The organism is Actinomycetospora sp. TBRC 11914 (genome assembly GCF_012933465.1).
In the GTDB taxonomy this organism is placed as follows: domain Bacteria; phylum Actinomycetota; class Actinomycetes; order Mycobacteriales; family Pseudonocardiaceae; genus Actinomycetospora.
Genome location: NZ_JABBND010000007.1, coordinates 39470 through 58541 on the forward strand (window position 1 = coordinate 39470; position 19072 = coordinate 58541).

Sequence of the window (19072 nt, forward strand, 5' to 3'; positions counted from 1 at the left end):
TGCATCCAGTGGCAGAAAAGCCGCATCGTCAGGGCGCCCAGACCGGGTCGTCGGCGCCGATCTCGTGAGCCGGGCCCGCCCACTGTCCGCCGAACACCGGCGGCGGCACCTCGACGCGGCCGAGGGACCGGGTGACCGGCCCGACCGGCGGAGCCGCGGTGCCGAGCTCCGGGTGGGCCCACAGCCACTCCGCCGTGCGCGCCAGCGCCAGCTCCCGGATCGACCCCCCGCGGGTCGGGCGCTCGGCCAGGCCGAGGAGCGCAGACGCGGCGGCGAGGTAGCCGGTCGCGTGGTCGAGGGCCTGGGCGGGGAGCGCGCCGGGCCGCCCATCCTCGCGGGCGTGCGCCACGGCGACCCCCGACGCCGCCTGCACGATGCTGTCGAACCCGCGCCGCCCGGCCCACGGCCCCGTCCAGCCCCACGCGTCGAGCCGGACGACGACGAGCTCGGGCCGCCGCGCGAGCAGGTCCTCGGGAGCGAGCCCGAAGCGGTCGAGAGCGCCGGGCCGGTAGCCGGTGACGACGACGTCGGCGGTGTCGGCCAGGGCGCGCAGCCGGGGATCGGCGGCGTCGAGGACCGTCGTGCGCTTGCCGAGGCCGGTGTCGACCTGCTGGGCGGGCACCTCGGGCAGGTGCGGCGGGTCGACGCGCAGCACGTCGGCGCCCGCCAGCGCGAGGGTGCGGGTCGCGACGGGTCCGGCGATGACGCGGGTGAGGTCGAGGACGCGGAACCCACCGGCGACGCCGGCCGCGGGGACCCCGGGGCGCCACACCGTCACCAGCGGCTCGGCGGCCACGGCGCGGCCGGGCGCCGACGACGACCACGTGGTCCGGTCCCGGACGGCCACCGCGATGCCACCGGCCGCTGTCACGACCTCCTCGACCTCGAGGGCCGGGCGGGCGGCGAGAGTGGCGGCGAGGTCGTCCGGGCCGGCGTCGTCGGGGACCCCGAGCGCGGCGAGCAGCCGGGACCGGTGGTGGGGGTAGTTGGCGTGCGTCCGGACCCAGCCGTCACCCGCCCGCCAGAACCCCGACAGCGGCGCGAACCCGCCGGGGGCCTCGCCGTCGATCCGCAGCAGCTGGTCGGCGCGGAAGGAGCTGCCGACCCGGGCCGCGTCGAGCTCCGGCGTCGGTGCCCCGCGCAGCAGTGACGCCGCCCCGGCCGCCGTCGCCACCGAGGCCTGGGCCAGCGCGTCGACGGGCAGCGGCGACGACAGCCCCGTCGACGTCCCGCGCCAGGTCGGCTCCGGCGGCGGCGCCGCGGTGTCCAGCCGGGACCAGAGGTCGCGCACGGCGGCGTCGCGGGGCTCGTCCACGGGCACGAGGATGTGGATTTCCTGCCACTGGACGCAAGCAACGACGCTCCGCTTGCACAGAAGAGGGCGTGCACGAAGGTGGGGCCATGAGCGATCTCCGGGAGCGCCTCGTCGCCGTCGTCGGGGCCGAGCACGTCCTCGACGGCACCGCGAGCCCGGAGCTCGCCCACGACGAGGCCCTCGCCGTCGGACACGGCACCCCGGCCGTCGTCGTCCGGCCCGGCAGCACGGCCGACGTCGTCGGGATCGTCGACGCCGCCCGCGCGACGCACACCGCGCTCGTCGCCCGCGGCGCCGGCACCGGGCTCTCCGGCGGCGCGAACGCGCCCGACGGCGCCGTCGTCGTCGCCTTCGACCGCATGACCGCGATCCGCGCGATCGACACGACCGACCACGTCGCCGTCGTCGAGCCCGGGGTGTCGCTCGCGCAGCTCGACGCGGCCGCCCGCGAGCACGGCCTCACCTATCCGGTGCGGCCCGGCGAGCAGAGCGCGAGCCTCGGCGGCACCGTCGCGACCAACGCCGGCGGCATGCACGCCGTCCGGTACGGGGTGACGCGGGCCCACGTCGTCGGGCTGGAGGCGGTGCTCGCCGACGGCACCGTCGTGCGCACCGGAGGGCGGCTCGCCAAGGTCTCCGCCGGCTACGACCTCACCCAGCTGCTCGTCGGCTCCGAGGGCACGCTCGCGCTGGTCACCGAGGTCACCGTCCGGCTCCAGCCCCACCTCCCGGTGCGCCGCACGGTGCTCGCCCCCTTCGCCGACCTCCCGACGACGACGGCGGCCGTGGCCCGCGTCGTCGGGAGCGGTCTCGCCCCCGCGCTGTGCGAGTACCTCGACGACCCGACGATGGATGCGATCTGCGCGGCCGCCGACCTCGCGCTGGGCGTGCCCGACGAGGTCCGCGCCGGGGCGGACGCGTACCTCGTCGTCGAGCTGGTCGGGCGGCGGGCCGAGCGGGTGGAGGAGGACCTCGCCGAGCTCGGCGAGCTGCTCACCGACGCCGGCGCCCCCGACGTCTACGTCCTGCCCGAGGGGTCGGCCCGGCGGCTCGTCGAGGCCCGCGAGCAGGCGTTCTGGACGATCAAGGCGCGGGGGGCGGACGAGGTGGTCGACGTCGTCGTGCCGCGATCGGCGATGGCGGAGTTCATCGGGCGGTCCCGGGAGATCGGGGAGCGCCACGGCACGCGGGTGCTCGGGTGCGGGCACGCCGGCGACGGGAACGTGCACTTCGCGGTCTTCGGCCCCGGCGGCGACGGCCACGCGGCGGCCCTCGACGCGACGCTGCACGAGGTGCTCGCGGCGGGGGTGGCGCTGGGCGGGGCGGTGTCGGGCGAGCACGGGGTCGGGCGGGCCAAGGCCGGCGCGCTGGCGGAGCTCGCCGACCCGGGAGCGCTGACCACCATGCGCCGGGTCCGGGCGGCGCTCGACCCGGACGGGCTGCTGAACCCGGGATGCGGGCCGGTCTGACGGTGTGGCGTTTCAGACGTTGAGCGTCTGCGATGCGACACCGCTGACTCACTCCCGGGTCTGCAGCGCCGGGCGGTCCGGGTGGTCGGCCAGCACCACGAGGTCCGCCAGCGCCCCCGGGTCGACCTCCTCGACGTAGCGGGCGTAGGCGGGCAGCGTCCAGGCGTCGGGCTCGGGGGTCCGCCGGGCGAGCGCCCCGGCGGAGAGCGACACGTGCACCTCGAGCTCGGCCGGCAGCCCGCGCCCGAGCAGGAGCGGCCCGTCCACCAGCAGCACCCCGCCCGGCGGGAGGTCCACCCGGGCGGCCCGGACCGCGCGGTCGGTCTCCACGTCCCACAGCCGCGGCAGCACCGGACGACCGGCCGCCGCCGGGGCGAGCACCTCACGGACCAGCGCCCCGGCGTCGAGCCAGTCGTCGTAGAACGCGTCGGGATCGGTGCGGCCCCGCTCGAGGCGCAGCGACGCCGGGCGCAGGAAGTCCCAGGCCGACACCCGCAGCACCGCCCGCGAGAGACCCCGCAGCCGCTCGACGAGTCCGTCGGCCCACCGGTCCGGCCGCGCGGCCGCGGCCCCGTCGACGAGGACCCGCACCGACCCGGCGTCGGGAACCCCTCGCGCGTGGATCGCCTCGGCGAGCTCGTCGAGCAGGGCGTCGGGGGTCAGCGGGCGGATCGGGGGGCGGGTCATCGCCCCCAGGATCCCACCGCCGGCCCCCGAGGACCCGGCCCGGGCCCCGGCGACCCGGCTCAGGCCTGGGCGACCGGCCCGTCGCCGAGCCGCCCCGTCTCCCCCGACATGACGGGGACCGGTGCGCCCTCCTCGGAGTGCTCGTCGTCCTCGTCCGGGGGCCGCGGGTGCATGAGCGACAGGGCGATCAGCGAGGCCACCGCGCAGGCGATGATGTAGATCGCGATCCAGAAGAAGCTCCCCGTCGCGGCGAGGATGGCGGCGGCGATCAACGGTGCGGGGCCGCCCGCGATGACCGACGCGAGCTGGTAGCCCAGGCCGGCCCCGGTGTAGCGCACCCCGGTCCCGAAGCTCTCGGAGATCAGCGCCGCCTGCGGGCCGTACATCATGTCGTGGAAGATCAGGCCGAGGATCATCCCGAGGATGACGAGCCCGGGGACCCGGGTGTCGAGCAGCAGGAAGTACGGGAAGGCGTAGAGGCCGGTGAGCACCACCCCGGCGCCGTAGACCACCCGACGGCCCAGCTTGTCGGAGAGCCAGCCGAAGAACGGCACCGAGACGATCCCGATCAGTGCCGCGATGATGAGGTACAGCAGCAGCTGGGACTGCCCCAGCTTGAGCTGCTTGGTGCCGTAGACCAGCACGAACGAGGTGAACAGGTAGAACGGCGCCTGCTCGGCGGTGCGCACGAACATCGCCTTGAGCACGTCGCGCCACTGGTACTTGAAGGTGTCGACCAGCGGCAGCTTGGCGACGGCGCCCCGGGTGCGCAGCGCCGCGAACGCCGGCGACTCGAGCACCGTCAGCCGGACGAACAGGCCGATGCCGATGAGCACGATCGAGGCGATGAACGGCCAGCGCCACCCGCCGGCGAGGAAGCCGGGCCCCGAGAAGAAGTAGACGACCGCGGTGCCCAGCGCGAGCCCGATCGGCACGCCGGCCTGCGGCCACGCCGCCATGAGCCCCCGCTGGCGGCGGTGGCCCCACTCCATCGACATGAGCACCGAGCCGCCCCACTCGCCGCCGACCCCGATGCCCTGCACCACCCGCAGCACCGTCAGGAGGATCGGCGCCCAGATCCCGATCGTGGCGTAGGTGGGCAGGCAACCGATGAGCACCGTCGCCCCACCCATGAGCAGCAGCGTGACGACCAGCGAGTACTTGCGGCCGATCCGGTCGCCGTAGTGCCCGAAGATCGCCGCGCCGATCGGCCGGGCGGCGAACCCGACGAACTGGGTCGAGAACGCCAGCAGGACGCCGCCGGACTCGGAGTTGTTGAAGAACAGCGGGCCGAAGACCAGCGCCGCCGCGGTGTTGTAGAGGAAGAAGTCGTACCACTCGATGGTGGTGCCGACGGTGCTCGCGACGACGGCGCGTCGCTTGACCCGCCGTCGAATCGCCGGGTCGGACAGGTCCGGGGCGTCCGCGTTGCTCGCCATGGCAGGGAATGATGCTCATCACACCCGATCCGGGCAAGACCGGACGTCACCCAACGGAACGGTCAGATCACCGAGAAGCGATCCGTCAACTTCTGTCCGTCCGCCCGGGTGATGAGACAGGACACCAGGCGTCCGCCGGATGACCCCGTGTCAGGACCGTTCGGCGCATCGAAGGCGGCCTCCCCCGGGACGATCGCCGCCACCCGGAGGTCGGAGCGGTCGACGCCGCTCGCGTTCTGGGCGACCTCCCCGGAGGAGACGACCATCGCGCAGAACGCCCGGCCGAAGTCGGCCAGCGCCTCCGCGCCGGGGTAGATGACCTGCCGGCTCTCGTTGAGCGGCGTCGCCGTCCCGACGACCTCGACGTCGTGCGGGTCCCCGCAGGGCGTGTCGGTCCCGCTGCCGTAGACCGCGCCGTCGCCCAGCTTCCCGCTGGCGCACTGCCCGTCGAACAGCTCGAACGTCGGGATGTCGCCGCCCGGACCGAACGTGTAGACCTCGGGCTCGGAGGAGAACGGCCGCCACCCGCCGACCAGCGCGCCCGCCGCGAACACGACGAGCACGACGGCCAGCCCCGCCGCCCCCAGCAGGAGGCGGCGGTCGCGCAGGACGGCCGGGATCGCGGTCAGGGTCAGCTCTCCTGCTCCACGTGGAGCGCCTGCGCCTCGGCGCCCTCGGTCGGCCACTCGCGGTCGACCCGTGCGGCCTCGCCGTACGAGTCGTCGGTCGGCAGTCCGGTCGGCTCCGCGGCGCCGGGCTCCGACGGGACGCCCAGCTCGACCTCGCCGCCGCCGTCGGTCAGCGTCTCGGCCTCGACGGCACCGTCGGGGTCGAGCGGGTCGGCCACCGGGGCCCCCGTGGTGCCGAAGTCCCCGACGCCGTCGACGGCGTTCGCGGGGTCGTCGACGGACTCGTCGAGGTCCATCGCCGGGGTGGCCGCGACGGGCCGCGCCGGGGGCTCCTCGGCCGTGACGTCGGGCTCCTCCTGCGGGATCCGGTAGGCCAGGGTGTCCCGCTCCTCCTCGGACTCGCGGGTGCCGCCGAGCCGCATGTCGCGGCTGTAGCCCTCGGCGGTGTCCATGCCGTCCTCGAGCGGGTCGGTGTCGATCCGGTCCTCGTCGAGGATGACCGACGGCTCCTCGTCGAGGGCGGACGTGTCGTTGTCGACGACGAAGTCGGCGTGCTCGGCGAACTGCTCGCTCACGGGTACGGGCTCCTGTCCTGCCCCACCGGCCGGGGCGGCGCTGGGTGCATGGTGCACGGTCGACGGTGCGTTCCCCGCACCGGGGCGGGCCATGCGTGCCCGGCGGGGCGGTGCCGTCAGCGGCCGTGGCCGTGCCCGTGACCGTGACCGCGGCCCCTCCCGGCACCGCCGCCCATCGCCCGCTCGAGCGCCTGCTCCCACGCCTGCTCGTACCGCTGCGCGGCCCGGGCCCGCATCGCGGCGAGCGCCTCCCGGGCCTCCTCCTGCCGGTCCGTGACGGCGGCGCGGCGGGTGGGGCTCGTGACGTCGGCGCGACGGCGGGTCGGCGTCACCGTGGTCGAGTCCGCGGCCGGCTGCGGGCGGGTGGTGACGGCCGGGCCCTTCGGCACGATCGGCGCCCCGACGGCGGGCGGCGCGAGCGTGGCCGCGGCGCCGGCGGCCGGGGCCACCGACGAGGCGGACGACGTCAGGTCCGGCGCGCCCGCGGTGCCGAGGGTCGCCCCGACGGCGGCCGCGCCGACCGCCAGGGCGCCGGTGGCGACGGCGAGGGCACGGCGCCTCCGGCGCGGTCCGGCGGCGCGGGCCTCGTCCTCGGCACGCGCGAGGTCCAGCGCCAACGGGCCGCTCGACGGCGCGGCGAACGGGTCAGTCGGAAGGCTCATCACTGGTCCCATCGGGTCAACGGCGGCCATCGTTACCGATCCGTGACCCGAGCGCCAGGGTCAGCCCTTGATGCGCTGCTCCTGTCCGCCCCACTCCTTGGCCCGCAGCTCGAACTTCTGGATCTTCCCGGTCGAGGTCTTCGGCAGCTCGGGGACGATCTCGACGTCGCGGGGGGCCTTGTAGCGGGCGATCACGGTCTTGACGTGCTCGATGACCTCGTCCGGCTCGACGGACTTGCCCTGCCGCAGGATGACGAAGGCCTTCGGCCGCTCCCCCCAGCGGTCGTCGGGCACGCCCACGACGGCGGCCTCGAGCACCGCGGGGTGGGAGAGCACCGCCTGCTCCACCTCGACCGTCGAGATGTTCTCGCCGCCGGAGATGATCACGTCCTTGGCGCGGTCGCGGAGCTCCACGTACCCGTCGGGGTGCATGACCCCGAGGTCGCCCGAGTGGTACCAGCCGCCGGCGAAGGCCTTCGCCGTCGCGTCCGAGTCGCGGTAGTAGCCCGACATGACGTTGTTGCCGTGCATGACGATCTCGCCCATCGTCGTGCCGTCGGCGGGGACGTCGACGAGCTCCACCGAGGCCCAGTCGGTGACGTCGGCCGCACCATCCCCCGTCGCTCCGCTCGCCTCGTCCAGCACCTCGACGACCCGCACCGCGTCGGTCTGGATCATCCCGACGCCCTGGCGTGCCTGCAGCCGCGCCCGCTCGGTGTCGGGCAGCGCCGCCCAGTCGTCCTGCCACTGGCACACCGTGTACGGCCCGTAGGTCTCGGTGAGGCCGTAGACGTGGACGATCCGGAACCCCATCTTCTCCATCTCGAGGATGGTCGTCGGGCTCGGCGGGGCGCCCGCGGTCGTCACCACCAGGGCGTAGTCCAGGGTCCGGGCCTCGGCCGCGTTCATGATCGTCGTGACGACGGTCGGGGCGCCGTTGAGGTGGGTGACGCGGTGCTCGCCGATCAGCCCCCAGATCGCGTCGCCGCGGACCTCGCGCAGGCAGACGTGGGTGCCGCCGATCGCGGTGATGCCCCAGGGCGTGCACCAGCCGTTGCAGTGGAACATCGGCAGCGTCCACAGGTAGACCGTCGCCGGGTCGTGGTAGCTCTGGATGATCTCGCCGAGGGAGTTCAGGTACGCGCCGCGGTGGTGGTACTGCACGCCCTTGGGCTTGCCGGTGGTGCCCGAGGTGTAGTTGATCGAGATCGTGCCCCGCTCGTCGTCGACCCCCCAGGGCAGGTCCTCGCCGTCGTCGCCTCGCGCCAGGAGGTCGGTGTAGGTGGCGTCCTCGACGGTCGTGCCGGCGTCGGGGCCCTGGTCGTCCACGTGCACGACGATCTCGCGGACCGTCTCCAGGTCGTCCCGGATCGGGTCGACGACGCCGCGCAGTGCGGAGTCGACGACGAGGACCGTCGCGCCCGAGTGGTCGAGGATGTAGCGGACCTCCTCGGCCGAGAGGCGCGTGTTCACCGCGACGAGCACCGCGCCGGCCAGCGGCACCCCGAAGTGCGCGTGCAGCATCGCCGGGACGTTGGGCAGCAGGCAGGCCACGCGGTCGCCGGGCTGCACCCCCGACGCGCGCAGTCCGCGCGCCAGCCGCTGGGCGTCGCGGGCGAACTCCGCGTAGGTCCAGCGTGCCGCGCCGTGGACGATGGCCGTCTTGTCGGGATAGACCCCGGCCGAGCGGGCCAGGAACGACAGCGGCGTCAGTTCGGTGATCCAGGTCTCGGGACCGCGCGTCATGGCGCGATCCAAGCAGCCCCCGCGACCAGCGGAAAGGCGTGATCACCCTCCGAGAGCGCGTCGTGCCTCTCGGTCCAGGTGGCCTCCGGCCCCGTGAGCACTAACTGTCGCTATACCGACAGTCAGTGCTCACGAGGCGAAGCCACATAGTCGGGCGGCGCGTCCGAGCCCGGCGCCGTCGTGAGACCCGCCGCCTCCCAGGCGCGGTACCCCCCGACGACGTCGGTGGCCCGGTGGATCCCGAGGTCCTGTAGCGCGGCGGCGGCCAGGGAGGAGGTGTAGCCCTCCGAGCACAGCACCACCCAGGCCACGTCGTGGTCGACCGCCTCGGGGATGCGCGCGTCCGAGGTGGGGTCGAGGCGCCACTCGAGGTGGTTGCGCTCGATGACGACGGCGCCCGGGACGGTCCCCTCGGCGAGCCGCTGCCAGCCGGGCCGGATGTCGACCAGCCGGGCCCCGTCGGCGACGGCGGCCGCCGCCTCGGTGGGCCCGAGCCGGTGCAGCCGGGCGCGGGCCGCCGACAGCAGCTCGCCGACCGTCGTCACAGGACCTGGCCTCCCTCGGGGGACGCGCCGGGCTCCACCAGCTCGGAGCGGCGCCGCGTGAGGGTGCCCCGCTCGACCTCGTAGTACGACATCGTCGAGAGCGGCGGCGAGTAGGCGTGGACGCTGACGGCGGGCTCGGGGCGGCGGTTGGACACGTCGTGGACGTGCCCGAGCGGGAAGGCCGCCCCGGAGGAGGCCGGGAGCGCGCGGCGGCGCAGGCCCGGCCCGCACACCGCGAGCTCCTCGGCGGTGACCTGGTCGTCGGTGCGGCCGCTGGTCCAGCGCCACTCGGTGAGCTCGCCGCGGACGACGGTGAGGGCGCCGATCGAGCCGCCGTGGTCGTGGAGCTCGGCGGCCTGCTCGGTGGTCCAGCTGATGAGCCAGACGTCGAGGTGCGGGTCGGCGTGCAGGCGGCGCGACCAGCGGTGGGTGTGGTCGACCCGCACCTCGTGCAGGCCGGCGGCCACCTCGGCGGCGACCTGGCGGGTGATCGTGGTGAGGTCGGCGAGGCTCACCGGGGTGGGCCCGTCGTGCCAGCGGCGGCGGTCGCCGTGGAGCGAGCGGGGCAGGAAGGCGAGCGCGGGCGAGTCGGGGGTGGCGGATGTGACGGGGGTGTCGGCGCGCTCGGGCGTGACGGCGGTCATGACGGGACGGGTCCTCGGGTGGGCGTCGGCCGTCGTCGTCGGGCGCCGGCGGCCGGGAGGAGGTCCCCCGGGGCGTGGGCCTCGCAGGGGGGACGGGACTCGTCGTCAGCGACAGCGCTGGTCGAACACGTGCGCACGCCGGCCCACCCAGAACGGGTCGAGCTCCTCGCGGCGGGTCACGACGCTGATTCCACCACGCGCGGGCCCGGCCGTCAGCACCGGGTGGGGATCCTTCGACGGGCAGGCCGTCGGGGGGTCGACCTAGCCTGGATCGCGTGCCCGACCCCGCCTCCCCCGAGGCCCCCACCACCCCCGGAACCACCGAGATCACCGCTCCCCCGCTCGAGGACACCCGGCCCCGCGACACCGCGCCCGACCCCGGCCGCAGCCGCCCGGACGACCCGGAGCGCGGCTGGGTGCGCCGCCTCTCGCTCGACTGCTGGCGCCACCGCGGCCTCACGGTCGCCTCGGTGGGCGCCTCGACCCTCGGCGTCGGGCTGGAGTCGGTCGGCCCGCTGCTCGTGGCGGTGGCGGTCGACCGCGCGGTGAAGGGCTCGACGGCGGGTCTCGCGCCGATCGTCGCCGCGGTCGTCGCGCTGGCGCTGGTCAAGTTCGCGATGGCGTTCACCCGCCGCTACCTCGGTGGCCGCCTCTCGCTCTCGGTCCAGCACGACCTGCGACGACGGGTGTTCGGCTCGATCTCGCGGCTCGACGGGCCACGGCAGGACGCGCTCCGCACGGGACAGGTGGTCTCGCGTGCCAACTCCGACCTGCAGCAGGTCCAGGGGCTGATCGGGATAGTGCCCTACTCGGTGGGGACGCTCGCGCAGGTCGCGGTGTCCGTCGTGATCATGGCCTGGCTCTCGCCGCTGCTCACCGTCGTGGCGCTGATCACGCTGCCGGTGGCGCTGGTGTTCACGACGGTGATGCGCCGGCGCCTCTTCCCGGCGACGTGGTCGGCCCAGCAGCGGGCGGCCGAGGTCGCGCAGGGCGTCGAGGAGGCCGTCACCGGGGTCCGCGTGGTGAAGGGCTTCGGGCAGGAGGAGCGCGAGACCGCCCGGCTCGCCGCGGTCGCCGGCCGGCTCTACGGCGAGCGGCTGCGCGCGGCGCGCCTCACCGCGCGGCTGACGCCCACGCTCTCCGCGCTGCCGACGGTCGGCCAGCTCGTGGTGTTCGCCCTCGGCGGCGCGCTGGCCCTGGAGGGCCGGATCACGATCGGCGTGTTCCTGGCCTTCACCACCTACATCGCGGCGCTCATCGCGCCGGCGCGGATGGTGGCCGCGGTCGTCGTCACCGGGCAGCTGGCCCGGGCGGGGGTCGAGCGGGTGTACGAGCTCATCGACTCCCAGCCCGACATCGTCGACCCCCCGGAGCCGGCGACGCTGCCCGACGGCCCGGTGGGCCTCGCGCTCGACGACGTCCGGTTCGGCTACGCCCGCAGCGAGCCGGTCCTCGACGGGGTGTCGCTCGCGGTGCGCCCGGGCGAGACGCTGGCCGTGATCGGCACCGCGGGCTCCGGGAAGTCGACGGTGGCCCTGCTCGTCCCCCGCTTCTACGACGTCCAGGCCGGGGCGGTCCGGGTGGGCGGCCACGACGTGCGCGACCTGTCGCTCGCCGCGCTGCGGCGCACCGTCGGCGTGGTGTTCGAGGAGGCGTTCCTCTTCTCCGACACGGTGCGCGCCAACATCGCCTACGGCTGCCCGGACGCCACCGACGCCCAGGTCCGGGCGGCGGCGCGCGCCGCGCAGGCCGACGAGTTCATCCGCGACCTGCCGCAGGGCTACGACACCCGGGTCGGCGAACGCGGGCTCACCCTCTCCGGCGGCCAGCGCCAGCGCGTCGCCCTGGCCCGCGCCCTGCTCTACGACCCCCGCGTGCTCGTCCTCGACGACGCGACCAGCGCGGTCGACGCCGCCACGGAGGCCGCGATCGGCGAGACGCTGCGGGCGGTCACGGCCGCCCGCACGACGCTCGTGATCGCCCACCGCCGCTCCACCCTCGCCCTCGCCGACCGCATCGCGGTGCTCGACGAGGGCCACGTCGTCGACGTGGGCACCGCCGAGGAGCTCGCGGCGCGCTGCGAGCTGTTCACGGCGCTGCTCGCCGGGCCCGGCGAGCGCATCGACCAGCCCACGCGGGCGCGGATCGACGCCGTCGAGGGCCCGGGCCCGGACGGGACGACGCCGTCGTTGTGGCCGGATCCCGAGGGCGTCGACCCCGACGCCGACGCCCCCGCGGGCGACCGCGGCGCCCCCGACCCGATCGCGGCGGGCCTCGACGGCACCGTCTCCTCCCGCGAGATGCGCGCCGCCCTGGCCACGCTGCCCCCCGCCCGGGAGCGGCCCGACCTCCACGGGGAGGACCCCACGGCGCCCGACCCCGGCTTCCGGCTCGGCCGCCTGCTGCGCCCGGTGCGCTGGGCGTTCGCGCTGGTCATCGCACTGGTCGCCGTCGACGCGCTCGCCACCGTCGCGTTCCCGTCCCTCGCCCGGCTCGCCGTCGACGGCGGGATCAACGGCCGCGCGCCGTCGGTCCTGGCGCTCGCGGTGGGGATCGGCCTCGTCGTCGTCGGAGTGGACTGGGTCGTCGTGTTCGCCCAGACGGTGCTGACCGCCCGGGTCGGCGAGAGCCGGCTCTACCTGCTGCGGGTGCGCAGCTTCGCCCACCTCCAGCGGCTCGGGCTGGACTTCTACGAGCGCGAGCTCGGCGGCCGGATCATGACGCGCATGACGACGGACGTGGACGCGCTGTCGTCGTTCCTGCAGACCGGGCTGGCCCAGGCCGTCGTCGCGCTGCTCACCGTGCTGGGCGTGGCGGTGGCACTGCTCGTGACCGACCTCGAGCTCGCGCTGGTCGCGCTCACGGTGATGCCGATCCTGATCGTCGCGACCGTGGTGTTCCGGCGCCTCTCGTCGGTGGCCTACGCCGAGGCCCGCGAGCGGGTGAGCGTGGTCAACGCCGACCTGCAGGAGAACGTGGCCGGGCTGCGGGTCGCCCAGGCCCACACCCACGAGCAGGCCTCGGCCGCGCACTTCGCCGGCGCCAGCGACGCCTACCGCCGCGCCCGCCTGCGGGCCCAGCGGCTGATCGCCACGTACTTCCCGGGCGCGAACCTGCTCTCCGACCTCGCCCAGGCGGCGGTGCTCGCCGTCGGCGCCGCGCGGGTGGCGAGCGGCGACCTGTCGTCGGGGATCCTGGTCGCGTTCCTGCTGTACCTCTCGATGTTCTTCGGGCCGGTCCAGCAGCTCTCCCAGGTCTTCGACGGCTACCAGCAGGCGCGCGTCGGCCTCACCCGCATCTCCGAGCTGCTGCGCACCCCCACGTCGGTGCCGGCGCCGGAGCACCCGGTGCCGGTGGGGGCGCTGCGCGGCGACGTCGAGCTGCGCGACGTCGGGTTCTCCTACGGGGCGAGCGGAGCGACGGGGCAGGACGACACAGCGGGCGCCGGGACCCCGGCGCTCTCCGACGTGTCGCTGACGGTCCCGGCGGGGCGGACCGTCGCGCTCGTCGGGGCCACCGGGGCGGGCAAGTCGACGATCGTCAAGCTGGTGGCGCGGTTCTACGACACGACCTCGGGGCAGGTGCTGGTCGACGGCGTCGACGTGCGCCGCTACGACCTGCCCGGGCTGCGGCACCGGCTCGGGGTGGTGCCCCAGGAGGCCCACCTGTTCGTGGGCGACGTCGCCTCGAACATCGCCTACGGGCGGCCCGAGGCCAACCCGGCGGAGATCGAGGAGGCGGCGCGGCGGGTCGGGGCCCTCGACGTCGTGGCCGCGCTGCCCGCCGGCTTCCGCCAGCCGGTCGGCGAGCGCGGCGGCGGGCTCTCGGCCGGGCAGCGCCAGCTGGTCGCCCTCGCACGCGCCGAGCTCGTCGACCCCGCCCTGCTGCTGCTCGACGAGGCCACCGCCGCGCTCGATCCGGCCACCGAGTCGGCGGTGCTCGCCGCGGGAGACCGGGTAGCCGCCCGGCGCACCACGTTCGTCGTCGCCCACCGACTCGCGACGGCGGCGCGCGCGGACCGCATCGTCGTGCTCCACGGCGGGCGCATCGTCGAGGAGGGCACCCATGCGGAGCTCCTGGCCGCCGACGGGCGCTATGCGATGCTCTGGCGCACCGGCGCGGCCACCGCCGACGACGCCGAGGAGCACCTCGAACGCGACGACGCCGCCCGGGGCGACGCCGCCGTCGCATGAACCGGTGCAGTGGGCGACAGGCCCGCCACCGGGGCCCGGACGGAGCGCTAACCTGGTGTCCGTTTCCACTTCCGCACGAGATTGAGGCGATCTCCAGCCGTGTCGACGAGTAGCCCGGCAGCCCAGTTCGGTCCCAACGAGTGGCTGGTCGACGAGATGTACCAGCGCTACCTGGCGGACCCGGACTCGGTGGACGCGGCGTGGCACGAGTTCTTCGCCGACTACGCCCCGTCCGACGGCGAGAACGCCGCCGGGGCGAACGCGGCCTCGGCCAGCACGGGGTCGGGCACGTCCGGGGCGGGCGGCTCGGCGGCCACCGCGACGGCCGGGTCCACCGCAGCCCAGGGGTCGTCGTCGGAGAGCTCCTCCCAGGCCGCGTCGAACGGGAGCAGCACGGGGTCCTCGACGTCGTCGGGCGGGGCGTCCGCCAACGGCAGCACGTCCACGCCGCGGCCGGCCTCGTCGCAGTCGTCGCAGGCCTCGTCGTCGCAGGCCTCGACCAACGGGTCGGGGTCCTCGGCCCCGCGGTCCACCGAGACGCGCAGCGAGGGCAAGCCCGCCGCCGGGTCGACGAGCCCCGCGAAGAGCCAGGACGACGCCGCCGCCGACGAGACGGTGCGCCCGCTGCGCGGCGCGGCGAACGCGATCGCCAAGAACATGCAGGCCTCGCTCGAGCTGCCCACCGCGACCAGCGTGCGCGCGGTGCCGGCGAAGCTGCTGGCCGACAACCGCATCGTCATCAACAACCACCTGCGGCGCTCCCGCGGCGGCAAGGTCTCGTTCACCCACCTGCTCGGCTACGCGATGGTGCGGGCCCTGCAGGAGTTCCCGAACATGAACCGCCACTACGGGACCGACGAGAAGGGCAAGCCCGCCGTCGTCGACCCGGGGCACGTCAACCTCGGCCTCGCGATGGACCTGCAGGGCAAGGACGGGTCCCGCTCGCTGGTGGTCGTGGCGCTCAAGGGCTGCGAGAAGCTGAACTTCGCGCAGTTCTGGGCCGCCTACGAGGAGATGGTCCGCAAGGCCCGCACCGGGAAGCTCACCACCGAGGACTTCGCGGGCGTCACGATCAGCCTGACCAACCCGGGCACGATCGGGACGAACCACTCGGTGCCGCGCCTGACCGTCGGCCAGGGCACGATCGTCGGCGTCGGGGCCATGGAGTACCCGGCCGAGTTCCAGGGCGCCAGCGACGAGCGGCTCGCGGCGCTCGGCATCAGCAAGATCATCACGCTGACGTCGACCTACGACCACCGCATCATCCAGGGCGCCGAGTCCGGCGACTTCCTGCGGCGGATCCACCACCTCGTGCTCGGCGAGGACGGGTTCTACGACGACATCTTCGCCTCGCTGCGCATCCCGTACGAGCCGATCCGCTGGACCCAGGACCTCCCCGAGACCTCGATCGACCGCACCGCGCGGATCATCGAGCTGATCGACGCGTACCGCACGCGCGGCCACCTCATGGCCGACACCGACCCGCTCGACCACCCGCAGCGCAAGCACCCCGACCTGGACATCCAGACCCACGGGCTCACGCTGTGGGACCTCGACCGGGAGTTCCCCGTCGACGGGTTCGCCGGCCGGCAGTCGATGAAGCTGCGCGACATCCTCGGGGTGCTGCGCGACTCCTACTGCCGCACCATCGGCATCGAGTACATGCACATCCTCGACCCCGAGAAGCGCGCCTGGCTGCAGGAGCGCATCGAGGTGCCGCACGAGAAGGTGCCGGTCGCGGAGCAGAAGTACATCCTCTCCAAGCTCAACGCGGCCGAGGCGTTCGAGGCGTTCCTGCAGACCAAGTACGTCGGGCAGAAGCGCTTCTCGCTCGAGGGCGCCGAGACCGTCATCCCGCTGCTCGACGCCGTCCTCGACGAGGCCGCGGCGCACGAGATGGACGAGGTCGTCATCGGCATGCCGCACCGCGGCCGCCTGAACGTGCTCGCCAACATCGTCGGGAAGCCCGTCTCGCAGATCTTCCGGGAGTTCGAGGGCAACCTCGACCCGGGCCAGGCCCACGGCTCCGGCGACGTGAAGTACCACCTCGGCGCCGAGGGCAAGTTCTTCCGGATGTTCGGCGACGGCGAGACCACGGTGTCGCTGACCAGCAACCCGTCGCACCTCGAGGCGGTCGACCCGGTGCTCGAGGGCATCGTGCGCGCCAAGCAGGACGTGCTCGACAAGGGCCAGGACGGTTTCACCGTCATGCCGGTCGCGATGCACGGCGACGCGGCGTTCGCCGGCCAGGGCGTCGTCGCGGAGACGCTGAACCTCGCCCTGCTGCGCGGCTACCGCACCGGCGGCACCGTCCACGTGATCGTCAACAACCAGGTCGGCTTCACCACGGCGCCCGAGCACACCCGCTCCTCGCAGTACTGCACCGACGTCGCGAAGATGATCGACGCGCCGGTCTTCCACGTGAACGGCGACGACCCCGAGGCCTGCGTCTGGGTGGCGCGCCAGGCGGTCGAGTTCCGCGAGCGCTGGAACTCCGACGTCGTGATCGACATGATCTGCTACCGGCGCCGGGGCCACAACGAGGGCGACGACCCCTCGATGACCCAGCCCGAGATGTACGACGTCATCGACGCCAAGCGCTCGGTGCGCAAGACCTACACCGAGTCGCTCATCGGCCGCGGCGACATCTCGCTCGAGGAGGCCGAGCACGCGCTGCGCGACTACGGCAGCCAGCTCGAGCACGTGTTCAACGAGGTCCGCGAGCTCGAGAAGGCGCAGATCGAGCCGAGCCCGTCGGTCGAGTGGGAACAGGCGGTGCCGAACTCCCTGCAGACCGCGGTGCCGCTCGACGTCGTCCAGCGGATCGCGCGGGCGTTCGTCGACCTCCCCGAGGGCTTCGCGGTGCACCCGCGCGTCAAGCCGGTGCTCGAGCGGCGCGGCAAAGCCGCCTCCACCGACACCGCCGAGGGCATCGACTGGGCGTGGGCGGAGCTGCTCGCCTTCGGGTCGCTGCTCATCGACGGCAAGCTCGTCCGGCTCTCCGGGCAGGACTCGCGGCGCGGCACGTTCGTCCAGCGGCACTCGGTGCTCATCGACCGGCACACCGGCGAGGAGTACGTCCCGCTGCGGCACCTGACGGCCGACCAGGGCAAGTTCATGCCCTACGACTCGGCGCTGTCCGAGTTCGCCGCGCTCGGCTTCGAGTACGGATACTCGGTGGCCAACCACGACGCGCTGGTCTGCTGGGAGGCCCAGTTCGGCGACTTCGTCAACGGCGCCCAGTCGATCATCGACGAGTTCATCTCGTCCGGTGAGGCGAAGTGGGGCCAGACGTCCAACGTCGTCCTGCTGCTCCCCCACGGCCACGAGGGCCAGGGCCCCGACCACACCTCGGGGCGCATCGAGCGGTTCCTGCAGCTGTGCGCCGAGGGGTCGATGACGGTCGCATTGCCGTCGAGCCCGGCGAACTACTTCCACCTGCTGCGCCGGCACACCACCGGCGGCGTCCGCCGGCCGCTCGTCGTCTTCACCCCGAAGTCGATGCTGCGCAACAAGGCCGCCGTGAGCCCGGTGGAGGAGTTCACCTCCGGCGCCTACCACCCGGTGCTGGACGACCCGACGTTTGCGGACGCCGCGAAGGCCTCGGGCGCCTCCCGGCTGCTGCTCTGCGCGGGCAAGCTCTACTACGAGCTCGTGGCCGCGCGAGAGAAGGCCGGGAAGACCGACGACATCGCGATCGTGCGGCTCGAGCAGCTCTACCCGATCTCGCCCGACGAGCTCTCGGCGATCGTCGGCCGCTACTCCACCGTCGACGACGTCGCCTGGGTCCAGGAGGAGCCGGCCAACCAGGGCGCCTGGCCGTTCCTCGGGCTGATGCTGCCCGAGAAGGTCCCGGCGCTGCGGGGCCTGCGCCGCATCTCCCGCCGCCGCATGGCCGCGCCCGCGGCCGGCGTCGCGAAGGTGCACGAGGTCGAGCAGAAGGCGATCATCGCCGAGGCGATCGAGTCGTGATCCGGGCGCAGGGGTAGGTCGGGTGTACTTCACCGACCGGGGCATCGAGGAGCTCGAGGACCGGCGCGGCGAGGAGGAGGTCTCCCTGGCCTGGCTCGCCGACCGGCTCCGGGCGTTCGTCGACGCCCACCCCGAGCACGCCGGCGCGGCCGACCGGTTCGCGACCTTCCTGGCCCGGGACGACAGCGACAGCATGTGAACACTTTCGGTCGCTGGGACGACCAAAAGCGTTCACATGGCCTCCGGCCTACCCGATCCCGGCCGAGGTGAGCCAGTCGCGGGCGACCTGCGCGGGGTCGGGCTTGTCCGGGCCGTCGAGGCGCCGGTTGAGGTCGGTCAGCGTCGCGGTGTCGAGCTTCTCCGAGACCGCGTCGAGCACGCCGGCGACCGCCGGGTTGGCGAGCTTCGACGCGTTGATCAGCGGCACCACCTGCTGGGCGGCGAAGTTCGACCGCGGGTCGTCGAGGATGACGAAGTCGTTGGTCGGGATCGAGGCGTCGGTGGTGAACAGGTCCGCGGCCTGCACCGTGCCGTCCCGCAGCGCCGCGACCGTGAGGGGGCCGGCGGCGTCGAGCGCCCGGAACTGCTTCGGGGTGCAGCCGTAGTTCCTCGCCAGGCCCGGGAGCCCGTACGGGCGGGTCTGGAACTCGGGCGGGCCGCCGAAGGTCAGCGTCGGGCAGAGCCGGGCGAGGTCGGCGATCGAGCGCAGGTCGTTCTGCGCCGCGTAGGCCCGGGTGACGACGACGGCGTCCTTGTCCTCGGCCGTGCTGGGCTGCAGGACCTCGAGCGTCGGCGGCAGCTTCCGGGCGACCTGGGCGTACACGTCGGCCGGGGCGGTCGCCGTCGCCTGGGGGTCGAGGTAGGTCAGCAGGTTGCCGGTGTAGTCCGGGACGAGGTCGATCGACGCGTCGCGCAGGCCCGGGAAGTAGGTCTCGCGGCTGCCGATGCCGAACTGGCGCTCCACCTTCACGCCCTTGATCGACAGCGCGGTCGCGTAGATCTCCGCGAGCAGCCGGTTCTCGCTGAAGTTCGCCGAGCCGACGCGGACGGTGTCCTCGGGGGTGGGCTGCGCGGGCGAGGTGGCGAGCGGATCGGTGTCCCGGCCGGTGCCGCAGGCGGTGAGCGCCAGCGCGAGGACGGCGGACAGGCCGGTGAGGAGGAGCGGCAGACGGCGGCGGGACGTCACCCCGGAAGTC

At 74.3% G+C, this 19072-nt stretch carries 14 protein-coding genes; 4 read left to right on the plus strand and 10 right to left on the minus strand.

The window, feature by feature from the left end; genetic code table 11:
• Window positions 1–28: 28 nt before the first annotated feature.
• Window positions 29–1315: a CoA transferase gene (locus HH311_RS13135; protein WP_169184118.1), complete on the minus strand. Its 1287-nt coding sequence runs from the start codon at window positions 1313–1315 to the stop codon at window positions 29–31.
• Window positions 1316–1401: 86 nt separating this feature from the next.
• Here HH311_RS13135 and HH311_RS13140 point away from each other — a divergent pair, with 86 nt between their 5' ends.
• Window positions 1402–2784, plus strand: coding sequence for an FAD-binding oxidoreductase (locus HH311_RS13140; protein WP_169184119.1), 1383 nt, complete (start codon window positions 1402–1404; stop codon window positions 2782–2784).
• A gap of 48 nt (window positions 2785–2832) precedes the next feature.
• Here the strand turns inward: HH311_RS13140 and HH311_RS13145 are convergent, their stop codons facing one another.
• The 8 genes from HH311_RS13145 to HH311_RS13180 all read right to left on the minus strand — a co-directional run bounded on the left by HH311_RS13145 (window position 2833) and on the right by HH311_RS13180 (window position 9711).
• Window positions 2833–3471, minus strand: a complete 639-nt coding sequence (locus HH311_RS13145) for a uridine kinase (RefSeq protein WP_169184120.1) — start codon at window positions 3469–3471, stop codon at window positions 2833–2835.
• Window positions 3472–3530: 59 nt separating this feature from the next.
• A complete protein-coding gene (locus tag HH311_RS13150; RefSeq protein WP_169184121.1) occupies window positions 3531–4910 on the minus strand; it encodes an MFS transporter in 1380 nt (459 codons plus the stop codon).
• Window positions 4911–4972: 62 nt separating this feature from the next.
• On the minus strand, window positions 4973–5596 hold the full coding sequence (locus HH311_RS13155; protein WP_169184122.1) for a hypothetical protein: 624 nt from the start codon (window positions 5594–5596) through the stop codon (window positions 4973–4975).
• Window positions 5542–6114, minus strand: a complete 573-nt coding sequence (locus HH311_RS13160) for a hypothetical protein (protein WP_169184123.1) — start codon at window positions 6112–6114, stop codon at window positions 5542–5544. The genes HH311_RS13155 and HH311_RS13160 overlap by 55 nt, the downstream gene beginning before the upstream one ends.
• 116 nt (window positions 6115–6230) lie before the next feature.
• A complete protein-coding gene (locus HH311_RS13165) occupies window positions 6231–6776 on the minus strand; it encodes a hypothetical protein (RefSeq protein ID WP_169184124.1) in 546 nt (181 codons plus the stop codon).
• Window positions 6777–6836: 60 nt separating this feature from the next.
• Entirely contained in the window at window positions 6837–8522 is a 1686-nt protein-coding gene (locus tag HH311_RS13170) for an acyl--CoA ligase family protein (RefSeq protein ID WP_169184125.1), read from the minus strand.
• Between the two features lie 122 nt (window positions 8523–8644).
• Window positions 8645–9067 carry a rhodanese-like domain-containing protein gene (locus HH311_RS13175; RefSeq protein WP_169184126.1) on the minus strand — a complete coding sequence of 141 codons (423 nt, stop codon included), beginning with the start codon at window positions 9065–9067 and terminating at the stop codon, window positions 8645–8647.
• Entirely contained in the window at window positions 9064–9711 is a 648-nt protein-coding gene (locus HH311_RS13180) for a cysteine dioxygenase family protein (protein ID WP_169184127.1), read from the minus strand. Before HH311_RS13180 ends, HH311_RS13175 begins: the two co-directional genes overlap by 4 nt.
• Window positions 9712–10127: 416 nt before the next feature.
• Between HH311_RS13180 and HH311_RS13185 the strand changes: the two genes are divergently transcribed.
• From HH311_RS13185 to HH311_RS13195, 3 genes are all read left to right on the plus strand, one after another.
• The gene (locus HH311_RS13185; protein ID WP_169184256.1) at window positions 10128–13904 is read left to right on the plus strand and encodes an ABC transporter ATP-binding protein; all 3777 of its coding nucleotides are present in this window, start codon (window positions 10128–10130) and stop codon (window positions 13902–13904) included.
• Between the two features lie 99 nt (window positions 13905–14003).
• Complete coding sequence (locus tag HH311_RS13190; RefSeq protein WP_169184128.1) at window positions 14004–17876, plus strand: multifunctional oxoglutarate decarboxylase/oxoglutarate dehydrogenase thiamine pyrophosphate-binding subunit/dihydrolipoyllysine-residue succinyltransferase subunit; 3873 nt, start codon at window positions 14004–14006, stop codon at window positions 17874–17876.
• A gap of 22 nt (window positions 17877–17898) precedes the next feature.
• On the plus strand, window positions 17899–18075 hold the full coding sequence (locus HH311_RS13195; protein WP_169184129.1) for a DUF6104 family protein: 177 nt from the start codon (window positions 17899–17901) through the stop codon (window positions 18073–18075).
• A gap of 48 nt (window positions 18076–18123) precedes the next feature.
• On the opposite strand, the gene HH311_RS13200 is transcribed toward HH311_RS13195, so the two are convergent.
• On the minus strand, window positions 18124–19062 hold the full coding sequence (locus HH311_RS13200; RefSeq protein WP_312030117.1) for an ABC transporter substrate-binding protein: 939 nt from the start codon (window positions 19060–19062) through the stop codon (window positions 18124–18126).
• Window positions 19063–19072: the final 10 nt, after the last annotated feature.

Coding starts and splice junctions, on each gene's coding strand:
- HH311_RS13150 (WP_169184121.1), bottom strand. CDS start 4,910: ATGGCGAGCAACGCGGACGCCCCGGACCTGTCCGACCCGGCGATTCGA.
- HH311_RS13140 (WP_169184119.1), top strand. CDS start 1,402: ATGAGCGATCTCCGGGAGCGCCTCGTCGCCGTCGTCGGGGCCGAGCAC.
- HH311_RS13165 (WP_169184124.1), bottom strand. CDS start 6,776: ATGAGCCTTCCGACTGACCCGTTCGCCGCGCCGTCGAGCGGCCCGTTG.
- HH311_RS13145 (WP_169184120.1), bottom strand. CDS start 3,471: ATGACCCGCCCCCCGATCCGCCCGCTGACCCCCGACGCCCTGCTCGAC.
- HH311_RS13170 (WP_169184125.1), bottom strand. CDS start 8,522: ATGACGCGCGGTCCCGAGACCTGGATCACCGAACTGACGCCGCTGTCG.
- HH311_RS13180 (WP_169184127.1), bottom strand. CDS start 9,711: ATGACCGCCGTCACGCCCGAGCGCGCCGACACCCCCGTCACATCCGCC.